At 63.6% G+C, this 22,829-nt stretch carries 14 protein-coding genes and 1 pseudogene; 10 read left to right on the top strand and 5 right to left on the bottom strand.

Translation table 11 applies throughout. The features are described 5' to 3' along the window. The coding region (gene htpG, locus RUW20_RS21390; protein ID WP_313954241.1) for a molecular chaperone HtpG at window positions 1-1,250 on the top strand (1,250 nt) is incomplete at its 5' end. Window positions 1,251-1,279: 29 nt separating this feature from the next. Further along, complete coding sequence (locus tag RUW20_RS21385; RefSeq protein ID WP_313954242.1) at window positions 1,280-1,768, top strand: DNA-deoxyinosine glycosylase; 489 nt, start codon at window positions 1,280-1,282, stop codon at window positions 1,766-1,768. Window positions 1,769-1,822: 54 nt separating this feature from the next. Here the strand turns inward: RUW20_RS21385 and RUW20_RS21380 are convergent, their stop codons facing one another. Beyond that, window positions 1,823-2,380 carry a hypothetical protein gene (locus tag RUW20_RS21380; RefSeq protein WP_313954240.1) on the bottom strand — a complete coding sequence of 186 codons (558 nt, stop codon included), beginning with the start codon at window positions 2,378-2,380 and terminating at the stop codon, window positions 1,823-1,825. Between the two features lie 166 nt (window positions 2,381-2,546). On the opposite strand from RUW20_RS21380, the gene RUW20_RS21375 reads away from it, so the two are divergent. Beyond that, the gene (locus RUW20_RS21375) at window positions 2,547-4,343 is read left to right on the top strand and encodes a GspE/PulE family protein (RefSeq protein WP_313952699.1); all 1,797 of its coding nucleotides are present in this window, start codon (window positions 2,547-2,549) and stop codon (window positions 4,341-4,343) included. A gap of 60 nt (window positions 4,344-4,403) precedes the next feature. Here RUW20_RS21375 and RUW20_RS21370 read toward each other — a convergent pair whose 3' ends face one another. The 3 genes and pseudogenes from RUW20_RS21370 to RUW20_RS21790 all read right to left on the bottom strand — a co-directional run. Beyond that, window positions 4,404-5,642, bottom strand: a complete 1,239-nt coding sequence (locus tag RUW20_RS21370; RefSeq protein ID WP_313954239.1) for an RtcB family protein — start codon at window positions 5,640-5,642, stop codon at window positions 4,404-4,406. 17 nt (window positions 5,643-5,659) lie between these two features. Beyond that, entirely contained in the window at window positions 5,660-6,898 is a 1,239-nt protein-coding gene (locus RUW20_RS21795; protein ID WP_409559397.1) for an ATP-binding protein, read from the bottom strand. Window positions 6,899-6,961: 63 nt separating this feature from the next. Next, window positions 6,962-8,575: pseudogene (locus RUW20_RS21790) on the bottom strand (PAS domain S-box protein); the annotation flags it as partial. 326 nt (window positions 8,576-8,901) lie between these two features. Between RUW20_RS21790 and RUW20_RS21360 the strand changes: the two are divergent. The 7 genes from RUW20_RS21360 (at window position 8,902) to RUW20_RS21330 (ending at window position 20,774) form a co-directional block, all read left to right on the top strand. Further along, the gene (locus tag RUW20_RS21360) at window positions 8,902-12,807 is read left to right on the top strand and encodes a PAS domain S-box protein (protein ID WP_313954237.1); all 3,906 of its coding nucleotides are present in this window, start codon (window positions 8,902-8,904) and stop codon (window positions 12,805-12,807) included. Window positions 12,808-12,868: 61 nt separating this feature from the next. After that, window positions 12,869-14,392 carry a bacteriohemerythrin gene (locus tag RUW20_RS21355; protein ID WP_313954236.1) on the top strand — a complete coding sequence of 508 codons (1,524 nt, stop codon included), beginning with the start codon at window positions 12,869-12,871 and terminating at the stop codon, window positions 14,390-14,392. After that, complete coding sequence (locus RUW20_RS21350; protein WP_313954235.1) at window positions 14,389-16,875, top strand: EAL domain-containing protein; 2,487 nt, start codon at window positions 14,389-14,391, stop codon at window positions 16,873-16,875. Before RUW20_RS21355 ends, RUW20_RS21350 begins: the two co-directional genes overlap by 4 nt. A gap of 160 nt (window positions 16,876-17,035) precedes the next feature. Continuing rightward, complete coding sequence (locus RUW20_RS21345) at window positions 17,036-17,335, top strand: antibiotic biosynthesis monooxygenase (protein ID WP_313954234.1); 300 nt, start codon at window positions 17,036-17,038, stop codon at window positions 17,333-17,335. Between the two features lie 34 nt (window positions 17,336-17,369). Further along, window positions 17,370-18,440 carry a cobalamin-dependent protein gene (locus RUW20_RS21340; RefSeq protein ID WP_313954233.1) on the top strand — a complete coding sequence of 357 codons (1,071 nt, stop codon included), beginning with the start codon at window positions 17,370-17,372 and terminating at the stop codon, window positions 18,438-18,440. 8 nt (window positions 18,441-18,448) lie between these two features. Next, the gene (locus RUW20_RS21335; RefSeq protein ID WP_313954232.1) at window positions 18,449-19,402 is read left to right on the top strand and encodes a diguanylate cyclase; all 954 of its coding nucleotides are present in this window, start codon (window positions 18,449-18,451) and stop codon (window positions 19,400-19,402) included. 31 nt (window positions 19,403-19,433) lie between these two features. Further along, window positions 19,434-20,774: an ATP-binding protein gene (locus RUW20_RS21330; protein ID WP_313954231.1), complete on the top strand. Its 1,341-nt coding sequence runs from the start codon at window positions 19,434-19,436 to the stop codon at window positions 20,772-20,774. 173 nt (window positions 20,775-20,947) lie between these two features. Here the strand turns inward: RUW20_RS21330 and RUW20_RS21325 are convergent. Further along, the coding region (locus RUW20_RS21325) for a CheR family methyltransferase (RefSeq protein ID WP_313954230.1) at window positions 20,948-22,829 on the bottom strand (1,882 nt) is incomplete at its 5' end.

Below are 22,829 nucleotides of genomic sequence, written 5' to 3'. Positions count from 1 at the left end.
TCACCGACGAGGACGAGACGGTCAACCAGGCGTCGGCACTGTGGTCGCGTCCCAAATCGGAGATCAGCGACGAGCAGTACAACGAGTTCTACAAGCACGTCGCGCACGACTTCGAGAACCCGCTGGCGCACATACATGCGCGCGTCGAAGGCAAGCAGGAATACACCCAGTTGCTCTACATCCCGTCGAAAGCGCCTTTCGATCTGCTCGACCGTGGCGCCCGGCATGGCATCAAGCTCTACGTTCGCCGCGTCTTCATCATGGATGATGCCGAGCAGCTGATGCCGCTCTACCTGCGCTTCGTGCGCGGGGTGGTCGATTCAAACGATCTGCCGCTCAACGTTTCGCGCGAGATCCTGCAACAGTCGCGCGATATCGAAGCGATCCGCGGCGGTTGCGTGAAGCGCATTCTCGGCCTGCTCGAAGGCATGGCCGATAGCGATGACGAGGCCGAAAAGGAGAAGTACAAGACCTTCTGGCAGGAATTCGGACGCGTGCTCAAGGAAGGCGTCGGCGAGGACTTCGCCAACAAGGAGCGCATCGGCAAGCTGCTGCGCTTCGCCTCGACTCAAGCCGACACGACCGAGGAAAACGTCTCGCTGGCCGATTACGTGTCGCGGATGAAAGAGGGGCAGGAGAAGATCTACTATGTTACTGCCGAGACTTTTACTGCCGCCAAGAACAGTCCGCACCTCGAAATCTTCCGCAAGAAGGGCATCGAAGTGTTGCTGCTCTCCGACCGCGTGGATGAATGGGTGACCAGCCATCTCACCGAGTTCGACGGCAAGCCTTTGCAGTCGGTGGCCAAGGGCGGTCTCGATCTCGGCAAGCTCGAGGATTCAGCCGAGAAGGAAGAGGCCGAGAAGGCCGCCGACGAATACAAGGAGTTGCTCGAAAAGGTCAAGACGACCCTTGGTGACAAAGTCAAGGACGTTCGCGTCACGCATCGACTGACCGATTCGCCGTCGTGCCTGGTTGCCGACGAATACGACATCGGCGGCAACCTGCAGCGCATCCTCAAGGCGGCCGGGCAGAACGCCCCGGCGAGCAAGCCGATCCTCGAGATCAATCCCAATCATCCGGCGGTGCAGCGGCTCAAGTACGAGGAAACCCGCTTCGACGACTGGGCCAACCTGCTGCTCGAACAGGCAACGCTGGCCGAAGGCGGCTCGCTCGACGACCCGGCAGGTTTCGTCAAGCGGATCAACGACCTGATGCTCGCCTTGTCGCTGGGTAGCGCCGGCAAGTGAGTGCCGACGGCAGGCCGCCAGCAGACAATATCCTGCATGGCCTGCCGCCGATCCTCGACGCCGAGGTCAGAACCCTGATTCTCGGCAGTTTCCCGTCGCCGGCATCACTGGCGGCGCAGCAGTACTACGGGCACCGCCAGAACCAGTTCTGGCGCCTGCTCGGCGCCTTGCTCGGCGAGCCCCTGCCCGAATTTGACTACGCCGATCGGCAGCGCCGTCTGTTGCGGCACGGCATCGGCGTCTGGGACGTCTATCGCCAGTGTCGGCGGCAGGGTGCCCTCGATTCGGCGATTCAGGCGCCCGAGGTCAACGATTTTTCCCGCCTGCAGACAGGCGCACCGCGCTTGCGGCGCGTCTGCTTCAATGGCCAGACCGCCGGCAAACTCGTCCGTTGGTTTGCCCTGCGCGGCTACGAAACGTACGTGTTGCCATCGAGCAGCCCGGCCTACACCCTGGCTTTCGCCAGCAAGCTTGAAAAGTGGCGAGCGGCAGGGCTGGGGGCGACGGTCGATCGCTGAGCGCCGCTTGCCGTACAGTGCGCTGCGCGCACAGCAGCCGTCGTCGCCAGATCGCTATTTCGCCGGGGCCAGAATGTCGCGCAGGCACTGCAGATGTTCGGCGCCGGTTGTTGGCGCACACACCGTCCGTGCCTTCTCGTGCTGTGCGCAAAGGGCCGGGTCAGAGGCTTGGGCGCAAGCGCTTGACGGCGCCTGCAGCTGCACGCAACGCTTGAATTGCGCTCCGTTGCGTCCCTGGCAGGCGGCATAGGCCTGCTTGCGTGTCTCGCATTGCTGCGGGTTGCGCGCCTGGCTGCAGTCGGTCATCTGTGCCTGCTGGTGCATGCATTGTCGGCGCTCGGCGCCGACCTTGTCCTTGCAGGCTTCGAAAACCTTGCGGTGCGCTTGCTGGCGCGCCTTGCATTGCTCCACGTCTGCCGACCTGCTGCAGTCGACGGGGCCGCGCCTGGCCTGACGAGCGCCACCGTGCATGCCGGTTGAACCGGGCCCCATATCGCTGCCGGGCATGCCCTGGACCATGCCGCTCTGCATCCCGGCTGCGAATTGCGCCATGGCCGGCATGGCCAACAGCGTGGCGGCGAGTGCGGCGACGACTAGTGAACTCTTGCGCATGGGTGTCTCCTGGTCGGTTGAAGTGATCGGTTGCCGGGGTGGCCTGCAAAGGAGGAACGACGGCTTCTGAGCGGCGCCGAGCCATCTTACACCTTCTTGCCGTCGGCATTGAGCCGCGCGGCGCTTGTCCGGTATAGTTGCCCGTCAGCCCACTGGAAGAGCGCAAATGTCGAAAGCAGCAGCGGTCAATCCCGTACACGAACACCGCCTGACGCTCGCAGAAACGCTCGGCTGGCTGGTCGAAGACGGCCGGGTCGCCAAGCCGGACGCCGACGCGCTGCAGCAGGAGAGCCGCCTGAAGCGCCTGACGGCGCATCCGCTGGTGATCATTGCTGACCAGAAATGGAAGTCGCACGACGAGCCGCCACGACCGCTGACCCTCGAAGAACTGGGCGAGTGGCTGGCGCGAAGGGTGGGGCTCGACTACCACCACATCGACCCCCTGAAGGTCGATTTCACCGCCGTGACCGACGTCATGTCGAGTGCCTACGCCACCCGCTTCGGCATTCTGCCGATCCAGGTGACGACGCGCGAGATCGTGGTGGCGACTTCGCAGCCCTTTCTGCGCGACTGGGAAAAGGAGCTGCGGGCGATTCTCAAGAAGGACATTCGTCGGGTACTGGCCAATCCGGTCGATGTGGCGCGCTATCTGATCGAGTTCTACAATCTCGCGCGCTCGGTCAAGAAGGCGGCACAGGCCGGCGGGCAGGGCGGCAACCTGTCGTCATTCGAGCAACTGGTCGAACTCGGCCGGAGCAATCGCCAGTTCGACGCCAACGACCAGCACATCGTCAATATCGTTGACTGGCTCTGGCAGTACGCTTTCGACCAGCGCGCCAGCGACATTCACATTGAGCCGAGGCGCGAAATCGGTATCGTGCGTTTCCGCATCGACGGTGTCCTGCATCAGGTCTACCAGCTGCCGATGAGCGTCCTGGCGGCGATGATCAGCCGGGTCAAGATTCTCGGCCGGATGGACGTGGTCGAGAAGCGCCGGCCGCAGGACGGCCGGATCAAGACCCGGACGGCCGACGGCCAGGAAGCCGAACTGCGCTTGTCGACCTTGCCGACCGCTTTCGGCGAAAAACTGGTGATGCGCATCTTCGACCCGGAAGTGCTGGTCCGCAGTTTCATCGAACTCGGCTTCAGTGACGACGATCAGGCGCGCTGGAAGGCGATGTCGGAGAAACCGAACGGCATCATCCTGGTCACCGGCCCGACCGGTTCGGGAAAGACGACGACGCTCTATTCGACACTCAAGCAGCTGGCCACGCCGGCGGTCAACGTGTGCACCATCGAAGACCCGATCGAGATGGTCGAGGGCGCGTTCAACCAGATGCAGGTGCATAACGCCATCGACCTCGGCTTTGCCCAGGGGGTGCGCGCACTGATGCGGCAGGACCCGGACATCATCATGATCGGTGAAATCCGCGACCTCGAAACTGCCGAGGTGGCGATTCAGGCGGCGCTCACCGGCCACCTCGTGCTGTCCACCCTGCATACCAACGACGCGCCGGCAGCGGTCACCCGCATGCTCGATCTCGGCGTTGCGCCGTATCTTCTGGCGGCGACGGTGATCGGCATCATGGCGCAGCGGCTGGTGCGCATCCTCTGTCCGCATTGCAAGCAGGAGCACCAGGCGAGCGCGGTCGAGAACACCATGTGGGATCAGCTGGTCGCGCCCTGGAAAGCCAATCGTCCGGCGCGCTTCTACCGGCCGGTCGGTTGCATCGATTGCCGCATGACCGGCTACCTCGGGCGGGTCGGGCTGTACGAAATCCTGCTGCTGTCACCGGAGTTAAAGCAGGCGATCAGTGAAAACAAGGAGATTGCCAAGATTCGCGATCTCGCCTACCGCGAAGGCATGAAGCCCCTGCGCATCTCGGGGGCGATGAAAGTCGCCGCCGGGGTGACCACCCTGGCCGAGATCTTCAAGGTGGCACCTCCGACCGAACAGAGCTGACCCGCCGCGTCGCCTCGGCAGCCGGCGGCTTTGTTCACCGGCGCCCAGCCCCTCAGCCCCTCAGCCTTTCACGCAGACCACCTGGCGCAAGGTATGCACGACTTCCACCAGCGAGCGCTGGGCGTGCATCACCGCGTCGATGTCCTTGTAGGCCATCGGGATCTCGTCGATCACCTCCTGGTCCTTGCGGCACTCGACGTGGGCGGTGGCGCGTTCCTGGTCGGCGACGGTGAACCGGCGCCGCGCTTCGTTGCGGCTCATGACGCGTCCGGCGCCGTGGCTGCACGAGTTGAATGAGTCGGCATTGCCCTTGCCACGGACGATGAAGGATTTGGCGCCCATCGATCCGGGGATGATCCCCAGTTCGCCCTGGCGGGCCGAAACGGCACCCTTGCGGGTGACGAACACTTCGCTGCCGAAGTGCGTTTCCTTCTGCACGTAGTTGTGGTGGCAGTTCACCGCTTCGGCGTCCACGCTGAAGGGCTTGCCGATCAGCCGGCGCACGGCGTCGATCACGCTGGCCATCATCACGCTGCGATTGCAGCGCGCATATTCCTGCGCCCAGCCGACGGCCTCGACGTAATCGTCGAAATGCGCGCTGCCTTCCTTCAGATAGGCCAGGTCGCGATCCGGCAGATTGGCCAGGTGTTGTCGCATGTCCGCCTGGGCCAGGGCGATGAAACTGCGGCCGATGGCGTTACCGACCCCGCGTGAACCCGAATGCAGCATGAACCAGACGCGGTCTGCCTCATCGAGACAGACCTCGATGAAGTGGTTACCGGTTCCCAGGGTACCCAGGTGCTGGTGGTGGTTGCTGTCCTGCAGGCGCGGGTATTTGCCGACGATGCGTTTGAAACCGGGCAGCAGGCCTGCCCACAGTGCGTTGACCGCCTGCGGCGGGTTCTGCCAACTGCCCTGGTCGCGTTTGCCGCGGCCGACCGTGCGGCCGTGTGGCACGGCGCGCTCGATCGCCGAGCGCAGTCCATGCAAGTGGTCGGGCAGGTCCGCGGCGTTCAGCGTAGTGCGCGTGGCGATCATGCCGCAGCCGATATCGACGCCGACGGCGGCGGGAATGATCGCGCCACGGGTCGGAATGACGCTGCCGATCGTCGAACCCTTGCCCAGATGCACGTCGGGCATCACCGCCAGGTGGTGGAAAATGAAGGGCAGGCGGGCGGTGTTGAGCAGTTGCTGGCGCGCCTCGGCCTCGACCGGCACGCCTTCCGTCCACATCTTGATCGGCCGGCCATCCGCCACCTGGATAACTTCGATCGCTTCGCCTTCCACAGCAGCCGGCATGATCGTGGGTCGGGCTTTTATGTTTCGCCAATCCGCTCTGGCGAAGCATCGCCTTCGAGCTCCCTGGCCGGTTCCCGCCTGGCCGGTAGCACCAGGCGGAATTTCGATCCGATGCCGACCTCGCTGCTGGCCTCAAGCCGCCCACCGTGTCGCTTGGCGATGCCGTACGCCAATGACAGGCCGAGTCCGGTACCCTGGCCAACCGGCTTGGTGGTGAAGAAGGGCTCGAAGATGCGTTTGAGGTTTTCCGGCGGGATGCCCTTGCCGCTGTCCTCAACCTCGATCCACACTTCGTCATCGTCGAAGCCGGTGCGCAGGGTAATCGTTCCGCGGCCCTCGATGGCGTGCGCGGCATTGACCAGCAGGTTGAGCAAGACCTGGTTGACCTGCGCCGCAATACACTCGACTTCGGGAACTCCGCCGTATTCCTTGTGCACCTCGGCCTTGTACTTGATCTCGTTCCAGACAATGTTCAGCGTGCTCTCCAGGCCGTCTTCGAGGTTGGCGAACTCCCACTCCGCGCTATCGACGCGCGAGAAGTCCTTGAGATCCTGGACGATCCGGCGCACCCGTCGCAGGCCTTCGAGCGATTCGTCGATCAGCGTCCCGACATCGCCGCGCACGTAGTCCATGTCGGCGGCCTCCCGGGCTTCGGCAATCGCGCGCATTACCGCCGGATGCTGGGCAAGGATAGTGTCCGCCGCCGCGTAGGCGTCGATCACCTGCAGCAAACCCTGGACTTGGTCCTTCAGGCTGCCCAGGTTGGAATTGACAAAGCCGACCGGGTTGTTGATCTCGTGCGCCACCCCGGCGGCGAGTTGGCCGACCGAAGCCAGCTTCTCGGATTGCAGCAACTGGTTCTGCGCTTCCTCGAGTTTGCCGTTGAGCTCGGTCAGCCGCTCGACGGTGCTGCGCAGCTGCAGCTCGGCGGCATGCTGATCGGTGACGTCGAGGCCAGAACTCAGGTTGCCGATCACGGCGCCGGAAGCATCGCGAAGCAGGCCATTGCTCCATGAGACACGGCGTATTTGACCGCTGCCGGTCAGGATGTCGTTCTGGTTGTGCGCGGCGATGACGCCCGCTGGTTTTTCGTCCAGCCAGCACGTGAAACTCCTGGCCAGGGATTCGCTCTGGGAGGCCGGCACGAAGCGCTCAAACCATTTGCTGCCGACGATCTCCGCCTCACCCAGGCCGAGCAGGTCGCAACCCGCACGGTTGATCATGCGGACGCAGAGCTCGCGGTCGATGACCACCATCACCGCCAGCGTTCCGTCGAGGTAGCCCTGCGCGTTCTCCAGCGCGTTGCGCAAAGCCTGTTCGGCCGCCTTGCGCTCGGTCGTGTCGCGAACGATGCCGCTGTAGAAGTGCTCGTTGCGTACGGTGTAGGTATTGATCGACAGCTCGATCGGAAAGCGTGAGCCGTCGCCGCGCAGCCCTTCGAGTTCGAGCGTCTTGCCGAGCACGTGTTCTTCGCCGGTGGCGACGTGGGGTGCCAGGCCATCGTCGTACTTTTCGCGCAGCTCGGGTGGCATCAGGATGCCCAGCTTCTGGCCGAGCAAGGCTTCGGCCGGCTGCTGGAAGATGGCGCAGATGGCCGGGTTGAACGAGCGGATCGAACCTTGCCCGTCGATCGTGATCACGCCGTCGCGCAGGTTCTCCAGAACCGAGCGCAGTTCCTCCTCCTTGCGGCTCAGCTCGTCCTGGGTGGTGCTCAGCTGTTCGTTGCGCAATTGCAGTTCGTCCAGCAACTGCTGCCGGGCAAGCTCGGCGGCACGCCGCTCGCTGATGTCGCGAAAGCTGATGATCGCTCCGACGACCTCGTCGTTGGCGACGATCGGCGCGCCGGTGAATTCGACCGGAAAACTGGTTCCGTCCTTGCGCCAGAACACTTCGTCGCCGGAGGTGGCGGCCTCCTGGCGAAGGCGACTGCCGGAGAGCGGGCACTCCTCGGCCGGATACGGTGTACCGTCGGCACGCGTATGGTGAAACATCGGGTGCGGACGCTTGCCGAGCATCTCTGCCGCAGTCCAGCCGAGCAGCTGCTGTGCTGCGTTATTGGCGTAACTGATCCTGCCGCTGGCGTCGGTGCCGTACAGCCCCTCGGCCACTGATTCGAGGGTCGACGTTTGCTGCTGCCGCAGAACCTCGATTGCCTGGCGATCATCGCGAAGCATATCGGCCGTCCGGTCCAGTGCCACGACGATGCGCTCGAATTCCCCGCGGCTACTGCCACCGACCCGTGTGCTGAAGTCTCCCTGGCCGATGCGCAGCAGGGCGCTCTCGATCAAGTCGAGTTTGTAGCTCACATAGCGCAACAGCAGGCGCGAAAATATCAGCAGTAGCGCCAGGCCAACGACAAACAGCAGCGCGCTGCCGATCAGCGTCTCCCGGTACACCTCCTGCGCCGCTTGATAGGCGCTGGCGACGCGGCGCTCCTCCAGCGCGATGATCTGGCCGAGCGGTGTCGCGAGCTGCAATTGCACCGACCACCAGTCTTCCTTGAGGAATGTCGCCAATGCGGGCAGGTCGCGTGCCGCCAGCAGGCTATCGAGGCGATTGAGTAGCTCAGGCAGCTCCTGCAGCAGCGTCTCGATGGTTTCGGTCAGGTTCTGCTCTTCTTCGCTGGACGCGACGGCGTGAGCCTGGCGGTAGGTCGCCCAGCCAAGGTCAATATCCCGGCGCGCTTCGGCAAGATGCAGGCGCGCACCATCGATGCCGAAATCGTCGGCGAGCACGCCATACATCCGTACGCGCAGGCGGGTGAGTTGCTTGTCGACCAGGATCAACTGCTGGGTCGGTTCAACTTCCTCTTCGAGAACATGGCGCATGCTCTCCTGGCCGCGCCAGGTGCCCCACATTCCGAGGCCGACGATGCCGGTCAGCGTCAGGCTGCCGAGCATAACGAACAGCCACAAGCCCTGGCGGATGCCCATTCTCATCGTTCTGGCACCCCTGACCGCGCATTCACGATTGCCGCTCCCTTACCCTCACGCCATGATCGGCGTACTGCCCGGCACTCTATCAGAGACACATCCGTCGGTCACCACCGCATCGGCACCCAAGCGAACCGGGCAGGGTTCGCCGCCAATTGCCGTGCTTTGTCCAGTTTTTGGGGATGGTTTTTTTCCTTCGCTGCGCCTATTCTAGGACGCTGAAGCAAAAGGCATTCAAGCGTTCCGCAAGGCAATTCGGTCGCCGTCCCCGGCGGTGGCCGCTTCCGCGGCCGCAGAAGTCCTCTCCGGGTAACCACGGTAGGACCATGTCCGAGAGCCAAGCACCTTCGCCGGCAAGTCAGAAGGCACCCGTTGCCGGTGTGCAGCGTCGTGCCTGGCTGCCGGACCAGCACTTCACGCGCTACCTTGTCGTCGGCCTCGTCTGTGTCAACTTGTTCGCCGCACTCGGCGCTGTGTGGTTTTTCGGCGAGCTGCGTCGCAGCGAGGAGCAGAAAGTTCTGGCGCGGGCGTCTACGATCATCGGCTTGATCACCAAGGACATCGAGGTCCAGTACGCGCGCATTGATCTCAGCCTCCAGGTGGTCGCCGACGAATCTGCCAGCCAGCTCGCTCGCGGTCGTGAATCCTTTGAAGACTGGATCGAATCCATCGCCAAACGGCATCCGGCGGTGAACTTCATGCGCATCACCGACGCCGATGGCGAGGTCATTTATCCTTCGGCCGACAGTGGACGACTCCAGGCCAATATCGCCGATCGGGCGTATTTTCGCCACCTGCGCGACGATCCCCAGGCCGGGCTTGAGATCACTGGGCCACTGACTGGCCGGACGACCGGTCGGACGGTCATCGTTCTTGCGCGGCGACTTGCCGATCGGGACAAGAGCTTCGCCGGCATCGTGCTGGCATCGGTTCCGGTCGATCACTTGAGCAGCCGGCTTGGCGATTTGCTGGCTGAGCCGAAAGCTGAGGTAGCGCTGCTCGATTCACGGTTTCGCTGGATCGCAGAGCATCCCGCGCCGCCTGAATACGGCGAGGAGCGCAAGCGGCTGATCGTTGATCTCTTGCGCAAGGCTGTCGAAGGCTCGCCTGAGCGCGGTTCCTTCGCCCTGAGCATCGCCGCCGTCGACTATTTGATCACCTATGCGCGCAGCGAAACCTTCGGTTTTTACACCTTGCTGGCGAAATCAGAGTCTGGTGAGCTTGCAATCTGGCAGCGGAAGGTCCTGGCGGGCACCGCCGCGATGGCACTGTTCGCGCTGCTCAGCGCGGCAGGCGGGTGGTTGCTGAACCGCAGCTGGACGCGGCAGGCGGTCGCGACGTCCAGTGTGCTCCAGCGCGATGAGTGGATCGCTCAGGCGCAGAAGGTCGGCGGTTTCGGTTTCTTCTCATATGAGATCGCCAGCGATCACTTTGCCATCACAGAGTCTCTGTACGACATCGCCGGTATCGCCGCCGGCTACCTGTACAGTTTCGGGGGCTGGCTGGCGCTGGTGCACCCGGACGATCGCGATGGGGTGAACAGTGCCTTTCGCCGGGCAATGACCAGCGAGCAGAATTTGCCGGACATGGAATACCGCATCATCAGGTGGGTCGACGGCAGCGTGCGCTGGGTGCAAACTGCTGGACAGCTGCTCGTTGCGGCCGATGGTGTGCCGCGCACGATCTCCGGCGTAATCATGGACATCACCGTGCAAAAGAAGGACGAGGACGCACTGCGCAGAAGCGAGCAGCTGTTTCGCAGCGTCTTCGAGAACTCGATGATCGGCATGGCCACCACTTCACCGGATAAAGGCTGGCTGACGGTCAATCAGACGCTGTGCGATATCTTTGGCTACGCGCGCGACGAACTGCTGCACATAACCTGGGCAGACCTGACGCACCCGGACCACCTGGATGCCGACGTCGAGTTCTTCAACCGAGTGCTCGCCGGCGAGATTGACGCCTACGAGATGGACAAGCGCTTCATTCGCAAGGATGGCGAGGTCGTCGACGCCTTTATCGCGGCAAGAGCCATACGACGCCCGGATGCTTCGATCGACTATTTCGTGGCACTGGTACAGGACATCACGCCGCGCAAGCGCATCGAAATGCAGCTGCGCGAGAGCGAAGCCGATCTGAGCGCTGCCGTCGACCACGCCGCCACCGGCATCGCTTTCGTTGCTCCCGACGGGCGCTGGCTGCGCGTCAACGAGCGCCTGTGTCAGCTGGTCGCTTACCCGGAGGCGGAACTGCTCGCTCTGCGCTTCCAGGACATCACCCATCCGGATGACCTCGACACCGACCTCGCACAGCTCGAACACTTGCTGCGCGGGGAGATCGAGAGCTACAGCCTGGAGAAGCGCTATATCCGCAGGGACGGTCGCTGCATCTGGGTCAACCTGAGTGTGTCGCTGATCTTGCATGACGATGGCACGCCCAATCACTTCGTCTCGATCATCGAAGACATCGATGTCCGCAAGAATGCAGAACGCGATGCTCGCCGCTTGCGCGAGCTGATGAACGATTTCCTCGATCACCTGCCTGGCCTGGCGTTCATCAAGGATCAGTCCATGCGTTTCCTGCAGTGCAACCGTGGTCTTCAGGAGCAGCTGCACCTGGACCGCGAGCAGATTCTCGGCCGCAGCAATCGCGAATTATTCCCGGGCGAGTTTGGCGAGAAGATCGACGCGTTCGACGCACGTGTGCTCGCCTCGGGTCAGACCGAGATCGTGGAACTGGAGTACGGCCCCACCGTCTTTCAGACGACGAAATTCATTATCCCCCAGAGCGACGGGCCGGCGTTGCTCGGCGGTATTGCGCTCGACGTCACGCGTCGCCACCTGCTCGAAGAGCGGATCAGGGCGCTGCTCGAAATCAATGAACTTGGCCGCAGCCTGCGGGAGAAGGAATTCCTGGTGCACGGCCTCGAGACGGCCGAAAGATTGACCGCCAGCACCGTTGCTTTCCTGCACTTCGTCGATGACGATCAGGAACAGGTTCAGCTGACCACCTGGAGTGCTGGCGCACAGCGTGCCTGCTCGGCGGCCTTCGAAAGCCATTACCCGATCAGCCACGCCGGAATCTGGGCGGACTGCTGTCGACAAAAGCGGGCGGTCATTTGCAACGATTATCCGAGCCATGCGCAGAAGCGCGGCGTTCCCGAAGGCCACACGCCGCTGCAGCGGCTGATCTCGGTGCCGGTGATCGAGCAGGGCATGGTGCGGATGATAGTCGGGGTGGGCAACAAGAGTGCCCCCTACGATGACTTCGATGTCGAGACGGTGCAACTGCTGAGCAATGACGTGTGGAGCATCGTCCGCCGCGCGCGGGCCGAGGAGGCGCTGTCACACCGCCTTGCGGAAGTGACCCAGCTCAAGGACAAGCTCGAGCAGGCCCACCTGCAATTGCTGCAGTCGGAGAAAATGTCGGCGATCGGCCAATTGGCGGCCGGCGTCGCGCACGAACTGAACAACCCGATCGGCTTCGTCTACTCCAATCTCGGCACGCTCGCCGAGTATGCAGAGAACCTGCTGGCCATTGACGCCGCTCAAAGCAGCGCCGAGCAGCGCGTGTCGGCGGCAGACAGCAGCGCCTTCGACGAAGTTCGCCGGCTCAAGGCCGAGCATGATCATCCGTATATCGTCGACGATCTGCCGAAGCTGATCCGTGAAAGCAAGGAGGGGCTCGAACGGGTACGCAAGATCGTTCTCGACCTCAAGGACTTCTCGCGCGTCGGTGAGGCCGAGTGGCAGTGGGCCGACCTCGAGCAGGGGCTCGACAGCACCATCAACATCGTCTGGAACGAACTCAAGTACAAGGCAGACGTCGAGCGCCAATACACCGGACTGCCACCGATCAACTGCCTGCCATCGCAGCTCAACCAGGTGTTCATGAACCTGCTGGTCAACGCCGCGCAGGCGATCGACGCGCACGGGAAAATCGTCATCCGCACCGGCTCCGATGCCGATGACGATGGCGTGGTTGTTGCGGTGTGGGTAGAGATCGAGGATAGTGGGCGGGGAATGTCGCCGGAGGTCCAGAAGCGCGTGTTCGAGCCCTTCTTCACCACCAAGCAGATTGGCCAGGGCACCGGGCTCGGTCTTTCGATTTCCTTCGGTATCATCGAAAGACATCACGGGCGCATCGATCTCCGGTCGCAGCCTGGCCGTGGCACGATTTTCCGCATCACCCTGCCGATCGATGGCAGCCAGACCAGTGTGACGCCGGCATGACTGCTCAGCACGGCACCGCGTCCCGAGTGTTCGTGGCGGGTCACCAACAAGGACAGACCTCATGAGCTTCATGAACTGGAGTAGGCACTTCGTCACCGGCATCGAGCTCGTCGATGCCCAGCATCGCGGGCTGGTCGATCTGATCAACCAGGTCGCACCGCTGCTCAGTGGCGACGAGGGGATGGCCGGCAACGAGGCCCGCAGCTTGCTCGATCGACTCTCGGAATACGCGGTGACACATTTTCGCGATGAGGAAGCCATCATGCGCGAAGGGAACATCGATGAGGATGACTTCGCCCATCACATTCGCAGTCATCAGGGTTTCGTTGAGGAGGTGGCGCTGATGCAGGGCCAACTCGACGACGTCGGTATGTACAACGGCCGGGATCTGCTGCGCTTTCTGGCCAGCTGGCTGACCTTCCACATCCTGATCGAAGACCAGTTGATGGCGCGGCAACTGCGCCTGATCGCTGCCGGACATGGCGCGGTCGAAGCGGCGACCCTGGCGCGCGAAGAAAAGCAGGATTCGGCGCAGGCAGTGCTCACCGACGCCTTGGTCGAACTGTTTGCCGTTGTTTCGCGGCGCAACAAGGTGCTGCGCAGTACCAATGAACAACTGCAGGCGACCCAGGAAGAGCTGGCCGAACTCAACGCCAGTCTGGAACGGCAGGTCGGCGCACGCACGCGCGAACTGGCCGCGATGAACGCCGAGCTGGTGCGCGAGCAGGGGGAGTTGCAGCGGGCGATGGAAGCCGTCGAACGGACCCAGGGCCGCTTGCTGCAATCCGAGAAGATGGCGGCCGTGGGGCAGCTCGCGGCCGGCGTCGCCCACGAGATCAACAACCCGATCGGTTTTGTCGGCTCCAATCTGGCGTCGCTCAAGCGCTACGTCGAGCGCCTGCTGGACGTCATCGACGCTGCCGCGCCGGCGGTGGCGGCGCTGGCCACAGATCATCCGGCACGGCTGGCCGCCGAGCAGGCCTGGCAGGACGCCGAACTCGATTTTCTGCGCGAGGATATTCCGGATCTGATCGGCGAGTCGGCCGATGGGCTGGCGCGAGTACGCAAGATCGTTGCCGACCTCAAGGATTTCTCGCACGTCGAGGAAGCCGAGTGGCAGGAGGCCGACCTCAACAGCGGGCTGGAGAGTACCCTGAACGTCGTCTGGAACGAGCTGAAATACAAGGCACAGGTGGTCCGGGAGCTCGGTGAGCTGCCGGCGGTGCGCTGCATTCCGGCGCAGCTCAACCAGGTGTTCATGAACCTGCTGGTGAACGCCGGGCAGGCCATCGAAACGTCCGGAACGATCACCCTGCGCAGTGGCCACGAAGGTCGCCACGTCTGGGTCGAAGTCGAGGACACCGGTGGTGGCATGCCGCCCGAAGTGCAGAAGCGGATTTTCGAGCACTTCTTCACCACCAAGCCGGTCGGCACGGGCACCGGGCTGGGCCTGGCGATTTCCTGGGAAATCGTCCAGCGCCACAACGGCACCATTGCCGTCGATAGCCAACCGGGGCAGGGCACGCGCTTTCGCATCCGGCTGCCGGTCGCTGGACCTGACCAGGTCGAGGAGGCTTCTCGATGAGTAGCCCCGCGACCCCCGCGACTCCGTACCAGTCGATCTACGATGCGCTGGGCCTGGTGGTCATCCGCGTCGATGCTCAGCTCAAGGTCTGGTATGTCAATACCTTCGGCCTGCGCCTGCTCGGCTACAACCGGCTTGGGCAGGTCTTCAGGCATCCGCTGGTCGAGGTGCTCGGCGCCGGTGCGCAAGCATCTCCGGAGTTTCTTGCGGAGGTTCGCGATTGCGCTGGCCACGCTGGCGTTCGCCAGGTGGAAACGCCGCTGACGACGAGCGACGGCCGGAAGCTATGGATTTCGTGGTCGATCGAATGGCGCGGGGGTGCCGACACCATTCTCGCGCCAATCTTCCTCGTCGGTAGCGACGTCACGCGCGTGCACGAAAGCCTGCAGTCGGCGTTGCTGTTTCGCGATGTCGCGCACAACTGCCCGCTATCGATCATGATCACCGACGCCAATCTGGCGATTCTCTTCGCCAACCCCGCGGCATTGGCGATGAGCGGCTATGCCGCCGAGGAGGTCCTGGGTCGCAAGCCGGCGAAGTTTCGCTCCGGCCTGACACCCGACGCGACCTACCGCGACATGCACGAGGCACTCAATGCCGGTTCAAGCTGGAGCGGCGAGTTCGTCAACCGGCGCAAGGATGGCGGCATCTATACCGAGAAGAAGACCATTTCGCCGATCGCCGACCAGGACGGGCAGTTGGGTTTTTACTTTGCTATCGGCGAGGATCGTTCGAAACAGCAGGAGTTCGAAGGTCGGCTGCAGGATCTGATGAGCACCGACGCACTGACCGGCTTGCGCAGTCGATCCGGCTTTCTCAGCGAGCTGACGCGACTCATCCAGCACGCCGAGGGAGAGGAGGCAGGAGTCGCCGTCGTTCATATCGATATCGACGACTTCGAGAGTATCAACCGCTTGCTCGGGCACGAGGTTGGCGACCGCGTGCTGGTCGAGATCGGGCGCCGGCTTGGCGACATCCTGCGCGAGGGCGACGTGCTCGCCCGGCTCGGCGGCGACGAATTTGGCGTGGTGCTGACTATTCCGGGCTTACCGTCGGCCGGCAGTTGGGACGAGATTGCGGCGCGTCTGTTGGCAGCGCTTCGTCCGGCGCTGGTCACGGGCGATCACCTGATCGAGGTGACCCCGTCAATTGGCATTGCCTCCTTTCCTGACGACGGGACGGAACCCGGCGAACTCCTGGTGTACGCCGCCAGTGCGACGAGAAAGGCCAAGCGCGAAGGGGGCGATACCGCCGCCCGATTCGATCGGGCGCTGAGCGCCGAACATTCAGAACGCCGCGAATGGTTGGCCGAGTTGCGTCATGCGGTCGAGAAGAACGAACTGCTGCTGCATTATCAGCCGCAGCTCAGCCTGCTGACCGGTGCGGTGATCGGCGTCGAAGCGCTGCTGCGCTGGCAGCATCCGGTGCAGGGTTTGATCCCGCCAGGTCGATTTATCCCCATGGCCGAGGAAAGCGGGCTGATCGTCTCGATTGGCGAATGGGTGGTCGCCGAAGCCTGCCGGCAGATGCACGAATGGCTCGATGCCGGCTTGCCGCCGATCAAGGTCGCGGTCAACCTGTCGGCGCGGCATTTTCGCTCCGGCAATCTTTTCACGAGCGTCAGCGACGCTCTCGCCGTCCACCAGATCGATCCGCGAACGCTGGAGCTCGAGATTACCGAGGGGGCGATGATGCACGATGTCGGGGTCGCCTCCAGGGCTATCCAGCGTCTCAAGGAAATCGGCTTGCGGCTCTCCCTCGACGATTTCGGCACCGGCTATTCGTCACTCGCCTACCTCTCACGCTTCCCGATCGACGTCGTCAAGATCGACCAGTCCTTCGTCCGAGACATCACCTGCAATCCCGGCAACGCCGCGATCGCCCAGGCGATCATCGCCATGTCGCACAAGCTCGGCAAGGTCGTGCTGGCCGAAGGGGTCGAGACCGAGGAACAGATGCACTACCTGCGTCGCAACGATTGCGACGAGATGCAGGGCTATTTCTTCTCGCAGCCGCTTCCTGCCGCTCAACTGGCCGAACTGCTCGGCACCGGCAAACGGCTCGATTTCGGCGCCGGGAAGGACGCTAGCCGGTCGACCGTGCTGCTGGTCGACGACGAACCGAGCATACTTTCGGCACTCAATCGCCTGCTGCGGCGCGAAGGCTATCGTATTCTCATTGCCGACAGCGCCGATGCCGCCTTCGCCGTCCTGGCACGCGAGCCGGTCGAAGTGATCCTCTCCGACCAGCGGATGCCCTTGATGACCGGAACCGAACTGCTTTCTCGCGTCAAGACGCTCTATCCGAGGACCGTGCGCATGGTGCTTTCGGGTTACTCGGAGATCACCGCGGTCACCGATGCGATCAACAAGGGGTCTATCCACCGCTATCTCAGCAAGCCCTGGGACGACGAGCACCTCAAGAGCGAGGTCCGGGACGCTTTCCGCACCTGGAAGGAGCGCTTCGGCAAGGACAGCGCATGATCGGTAGCCGTAGCATTCTTCCGGTCCGGGTGTTGCCCGCTCCCCGCAATATAGCGATCAAAATGCGTGGCTACTCGAGCCGCGGTCACAATACCGGTTGCCTGGTGTGCCGTGGTGCTACCGATTGAAACAACGACCGTTCGCTGACCAGGAGAAGACAATGTTCGTGGGCTTGAGCCGTTTCACCGTCGCCAACGGGATGGAGGAGGCGGTGCGCGAAGCCTTCGTGGCACGCCCGCACCTGGTCGACGCGGTCGCCGGATTCGTGCGCATGGAGGTGTTGCGCCCGCAGGGCACTCCGCAAGAGTTCTGGTTGATGACCTGGTGGGTGGACGAAACTTCCTTCGACGCCTGGCATCGAAGCCACAGCTACCATGATTCGCACAGTGGTATGCCCAAGGGATTGAAGCTGGTTCCCGGCTCGACCGAGATCCATCGTCTCGAGCGGATCGCCGAGTGATAATGCCAAAGTTGCAACCGAGCGGGAGAGCATGATGATCGCAGCCGATCTTTATCAGGCGGATGAAAACACCATCGAAAGAATTTGCGCCCTGCGCGACGAAGCGGTCGCCCACGCCACCGCCGCGAGCATGGCCGCCTGGCCGGAGTTGTTCGCCAGACTGGGGCCGCGCGCGCAGGCGCTGTGCAGAGAGGACATCGCTTTCCACCTTGATTTTCTGCAGCCGGTTCTTGAGACCGGTGATCTGTCGTCGTTTACCGCGTATCTCGGCTGGCTCGCGCAGGTGCTCTCGTCGCGTGGGATTCCCGGCGATTCGCTGCCGCGCTCGCTCGAAGACCTCGAGGTGTTCTTCGCCGGACAACTTGGCAGCGCGGCAGCGCCGGTGATCGCGGCGCTGGCCGCGGGCAGGGCGGCCCTGGCTGGCGGTCTCGCCGCCCCAGCGTACGATCGCCCGTGTCCGAGTCCCTGGGAGGAGGCCGAAGCTTTCGGCGACGCCCTGCTCGACGGCAAAGGGCGCGACGCGTCGGCGCTGTTCAATCAGGCACTGGATCGCGAGTCTTCGCTGCCGGCCGCGGAGGTTCATGTCATCCAGCCGGCGCTCTATGAAGTCGGCCGCCGCTGGCAGGAGAACCGGGTTTCTGTCGCCCAGGAACACCTCGCCACGGCGATGGCGCAGACACTGATGGCGCGGGGCTTCGGGCGCGTCGAACCGGCTCCGGACAACGGCCACAAGGCGCTCTTTGCCTGCCCGGAAGGGAACCATCACAGCATCGGCCTGCGGATGGTTGCCGACGCCTTCGAGATCGCTGGCTGGTCCGTGCATTATCTCGGCGCCAACACACCGGTGACCTCGTTGACGGCACAAGTTGCCCGATTTCAACCCGATCTGGTGGGGCTATCGGCGTCACTGCCCTACCAGTTGCGCGGTCTGCGCCAGGCGGTCGCCGGGCTGCGTGCGAGTCTGGCCGACGGCTGTCCGCGCTTGGTGGTCGGTGGCTTGGTGTTCAATCAGTTCCCGCTGCTGGCGCGCAGCTTCGGCGCCGATCTGCTCGGAGCGGATGCCCTGAGCGCATCGGAAGCCGCCAATTCGTTGTTCGCCCGTTGAGCTAACCGGTGCCGTTTCCCGGGTTACCGGCGCTCGTCGATGCGCTCGACTCCCTGCTCGTCGCGCGCTTTGCCGCCACCGGCGAGCTGTTGCACGGCAACGCCGGATTCCTGCGGGTCAGTGCCGATGGGACCAGCAGTGCCTGGCACCTGTTCTTGCAGCCGAGCCTCGAGCAACTCGCCTTGGCGCCGCCAGACGCACGCGGCGTGGTCTACCGGGGCTGCCTGACACTGGGCGGCGCGGCCGGTGGCGAAATGCGCACGCTGACCGGGACGGTGCTGGCCAGTGGCAGCGAGCTGCTGATCGTCGCCGGCTACGACATTGACGAATTCGAACGCGTTGCGGAGCAAATGCGTGAACTCAACGACGCGCTCGACCGGGCACATCGCGACCTGATTCGCGCCAACCGCGAGCTGGCCCAGCGCGAGAAGGCGATACGCGAGATTTCGCTCACCGACGCCCTTACCGGCGTCGGTAACCGCCGCCATCTGGACGAAAACCTGGCCGCCGAGTGGCAACGGGCGCGGCGCTACGGGCAACCGTTGTCGCTGCTGATCTTCGACATCGACCACTTCAAGCGTGTAAATGATACGTGGGGACACGAAGCAGGAGACCGCGTCCTGCAGGAAGTCGGCGCCCTGCTGCGCACTTTTCTTCGTGATTCCGACCGTGCATCGCGTCTGGGCGGCGAGGAGTTTGTGCTGCTGATGCCTGGCAGCTCACTGGTCCAGGCCGAGGCGGCCGCGGAGCGCCTCCGCCAGGCCGTGGCCGCTCGGGCGATGAGCGGGCTGCCCGGGGTCACCGTCAGCCTGGGTGTTGCCGGTCTGGCGAACGATGAGGACGGCAGCAGCCTGCTGGCGCGCGCCGATGCGGCGCTGTACCGCGCCAAGCAGGGCGGGCGCAACCGGGTGGTGGCAAGCACCGGACTGGACGACCCAGACAGGCATGGGAAGCAGGAATGACACCGGCCCCGGCCGTGGAAGGCACGAGGCGATGGACGACGAATTGACGGACCAGGCGAACGCTATAGGTGCCAACCGGCGCAGCCTGCTGCCCGTATCGCCCGAGCTGTTGCGGGCGCTGCGCTCCATCGTTGTGGCGGAGATCGACGTCTCGGGCAAGGTGATCTCTGCCAACGACGGTTTCTTCTTGCTGCTACAGCACTCCCCGGACGGCGTACTGGACCACGTCGGCGCACACCTCATCAACCCGGATTTCGCCGAACTCGTTGCGCGCATGCAGCGGGTGGCGGTGGGCGGACCTGTCTACCGGGGCCTGATCACTTTTGTCGACGACCGCGGCGTGTCACGTTCCCTGCCGTCCACTGTCTTCAGGCACGGCGATCACCTCGGTCTCGTCGCCGAGCATGACGTGCGCGAGCACGAACGCTCGCTCGATGTGGTCATGCGCCTCAACGACGAGCTGGCCGAACAGCAGCGCGCGCTGTCCCGGGCCAATCGGCTGCTCGCCCGCGAGAAGGCCGAGCAGCAGCGCTTGCTGGCCGAACTGGAAAACGCCCAGTCGCAGCTGGTGCAATCCGCCAAGCTTGCTTCACTCGGCCAACTCGCCGCCGGTGTCGCGCACGAGATCAACAATCCACTCGGCTTCGTCGGTTCCAATCTGAGCGTACTCGGGAACTACGTGCAGGACCTGTTGGCGGTAGTCGATACCTATGCGGCGAGCGAAGCGCTGATCGCATCCGACGCCTCCGCGTTGGCGCGGATCCGTGCGGTGCGTGCACGCTGCGATATCGACTTCGTTCGTGACGATGCCGCGACGCTGGTTTCGGAAGCGAGCGCAGGCGTCGCGCGCGTGGCGCGCATCGTGCGCGACCTCAAGGATTTCTCGCGCATCAACGAGTCTCAATGGCAGGTCGCCGACCTCCATGCTTGTCTGGACAGCACGCTCAACGTGGCCAGTCACGAGCTTGGCCGTGTCGCCGACGTCACTCGCGAGTATGGCGCGTTGCCGGAGGTTCACTGCTGTCCGGGCGAGCTCAACCAGGCATTCATGAATCTCTTGGTCAATGCGGGGCAGGCGGTCGACGCGTCGGGGAAGGGGCGGGGACAGATCTTCGTACGCACCGGTTGCCAGGGCGACGAAGGCTGGATCGAAATCGAGGACACTGGTCACGGCATTGCTCCGGAGAACCTGCAGCGCATTTTCGACCCGTTCTTCACTACCAGACCCGTTGGGGCGGGCACGGGGCTCGGCTTGTCGTCGGCGTGGGGAATCGTCGAAAGCCACGGCGGGCGCATCGAGGTGCGCAGCGAGCCGGGGATCGGCAGCCGTTTCAGGATCTGGCTGCCGCTGTCGCGCAAGGGGCTGGGCTAGCATTTGCGGCTTCCGGTGGCCCATCAAGCGCTTCGTTGCCGCCCATCGCGACAGCTTCCCCTGGATCGTTTCACGGCGGTCGCGTTGACGGTCCTGGACGACTCGTCGCCGCTTTTCCGCGCGGAGCGTAGCGACGTGGCGATGGAGTGGGCGCAGCATGCCCATCGATCGCCTCAAGCGCTCCGGACTTCCTCCATGGCGAGCAGGATCAATGGCTTGTCGCCGGTGATGCGGCGGGCGTTGACCACCATCTTGATGTGGCCGGCACCAGTAAAGTCATGTTCCACCGCGAAGTCCTCGATCGCCTGGTCGCGCGGCAGGATGTCCGTCAGCAATTCGCGCAAGGCCGGGATGTCCCACTGCCCCTCGCCAAGCTCGTACAGCAGACGACCGATCGTATCCTGCCTGGTGACCCGGAAGCGCTTGTAGAACGAGCTGCTGGCGGCGACGACCGAGAGATCGCCATCGAGTGCCAGCAGGGGTTCTCGTACCGTATCGACGATGCTTTCGGCAAATACTCGCGCCGCCGAGACCCTCGCTTCCGCCTCGACACGGTCGCTGATGTCAGCAAAGGTGATCACCACGCCGTCAAGCTTCTCGTCGCGCGTGCGGTAGGGTTTCAGGCGCGCCTGATACCAGCTGCCCTGCACCGTATGCAGCTCCCGCTCGCAATGCTGCTGTGTATCGATTACCGCTTGGGCGTCGCCCAGCAGGTCGGCTCCGACGATGTCGCACTTGATGTGGGCCAGTGGCCGGCCGACGTCGTTGGCCGTCAGCCGATAAAGCACCTTCGCTTCGTGCGTGAAGCGGCGAATAAGCAACTGCTTGTCGAGGAAGACAATACCGCCGCTGATGTTGTCGAGCAAGTTCTTCAGGTCGTTCTGCGCCTTGGCCAATTCATCGATGTTGGCCTGCAACTCGGCATTGACCGTCACCAGCTCTTCATTGATCGACTGCAACTCCTCCCTGGAGGTTTCCAACTCCTCGTTGGTCGCTTGCAGTTCTTCGTTCGTCGATTGCAGCTCTTCGTTGGTCGACATCAGTTCCTCGTTCAAGACCTGCTGGCTTTCGATCGTCGCCTGCAGGTTCTCCCAGGTATGCGCGAGGTCGCGCTCGAGTTCTGCGGCGCGCTGCTCGTCGGCTGATCCCTTGCCGGGCATGTGGTCGCTTGACGGGCCCGGTACGGCGGGCGAGACGTCCTGGAAGCTCACCAGCAGCAACTGTTGACCGGCGTCCCGGCTGGGCAGTGGGCGCACACTCAGACTGACCCGCTGCAGCTTGCCGTCAATCCGTGCTGACACCTCGCGCCCACTGGTCTCTGTGCCGTGCTCGGAAGCGCTGAGCAGCGCGGCACGCAGTTCGCGTTGCAGATCATCGAGGGCCATTTCGACCACGCTGAGGGTCGCCCTTCCGGGCGCCGGGCGCAGGAACCTGCCGGTGTCGCCGTGCACGAACAGGATGGCGCCCTTGGCGTCGGTGACCACGGAGGCCGGTGCGAACGATTGCAGCAGGGCGCGCCGGGTGAGTTCGGCGAGATTGGTCTGCCTGGCTTTCGTTGCCATCTCCTCCTGCGGTTTGGCACCGCCCGCCATCGGCCACGCGTGGTTGCCACCGATGAATGCGCGGCTTGAGGCAGAGGTGTTGATCGCACGGTAGATGCGCCACTTGCGGTTCAGCGGCGTGAACAGTTCGCCATGCTCACCGATACTCTCGGCGGGCGACAGAAACAGCACGCCGCCGGGTTTCAGCGCGTAGTGAAGCGCCGGTATCAGCCGGTTTTGCAGTTCCGGTTCCAGGTAGATCATCACGTTACGGCAACTGATCAGGTCCAGCCGGGTGAACGGCGGATCCTTGATCACGTTCTGGGCGGCGAAGACGACCATCTCGCGCACTTCCTTCTTGATCCGGTAGCCGCTGTCCTCCTTCAGGAAGAAGCGTTGCAGCCGTTCCGCGCTGAGATCGGCCGCGACGTTGGGCGGGTAGAACCCGGCGCGGGCGACGGTAATCGCTTCCTCGTCCAGGTCGGTGCTGTAGATCTGGACCTTGAGGGCTTGC

This window comes from Accumulibacter sp. (genome assembly GCF_032229525.1).
In the GTDB taxonomy this organism is placed as follows: domain Bacteria; phylum Pseudomonadota; class Gammaproteobacteria; order Burkholderiales; family Rhodocyclaceae; genus Accumulibacter.
Note: the sequence above shows the minus strand (reverse complement) of the source record. Positions and strands in the feature narration are given on the sequence as shown.

Coding starts and splice junctions, on each gene's coding strand:
- RUW20_RS21380 (WP_313954240.1), bottom strand. CDS start 2,380: ATGCGCAAGAGTTCACTAGTCGTCGCCGCACTCGCCGCCACGCTGTTG.
- RUW20_RS21375 (WP_313952699.1), top strand. CDS start 2,547: ATGTCGAAAGCAGCAGCGGTCAATCCCGTACACGAACACCGCCTGACG.
- RUW20_RS21370 (WP_313954239.1), bottom strand. CDS start 5,642: ATGCCGGCTGCTGTGGAAGGCGAAGCGATCGAAGTTATCCAGGTGGCG.
- RUW20_RS21795 (WP_409559397.1), bottom strand. CDS start 6,898: ATGGTGGTCATCGACCGCGAGCTCTGCGTCCGCATGATCAACCGTGCG.
- RUW20_RS21360 (WP_313954237.1), top strand. CDS start 8,902: ATGTCCGAGAGCCAAGCACCTTCGCCGGCAAGTCAGAAGGCACCCGTT.
- RUW20_RS21355 (WP_313954236.1), top strand. CDS start 12,869: ATGAGCTTCATGAACTGGAGTAGGCACTTCGTCACCGGCATCGAGCTC.
- RUW20_RS21350 (WP_313954235.1), top strand. CDS start 14,389: ATGAGTAGCCCCGCGACCCCCGCGACTCCGTACCAGTCGATCTACGAT.
- RUW20_RS21345 (WP_313954234.1), top strand. CDS start 17,036: ATGTTCGTGGGCTTGAGCCGTTTCACCGTCGCCAACGGGATGGAGGAG.
- RUW20_RS21340 (WP_313954233.1), top strand. CDS start 17,370: ATGATCGCAGCCGATCTTTATCAGGCGGATGAAAACACCATCGAAAGA.
- RUW20_RS21330 (WP_313954231.1), top strand. CDS start 19,434: ATGGACGACGAATTGACGGACCAGGCGAACGCTATAGGTGCCAACCGG.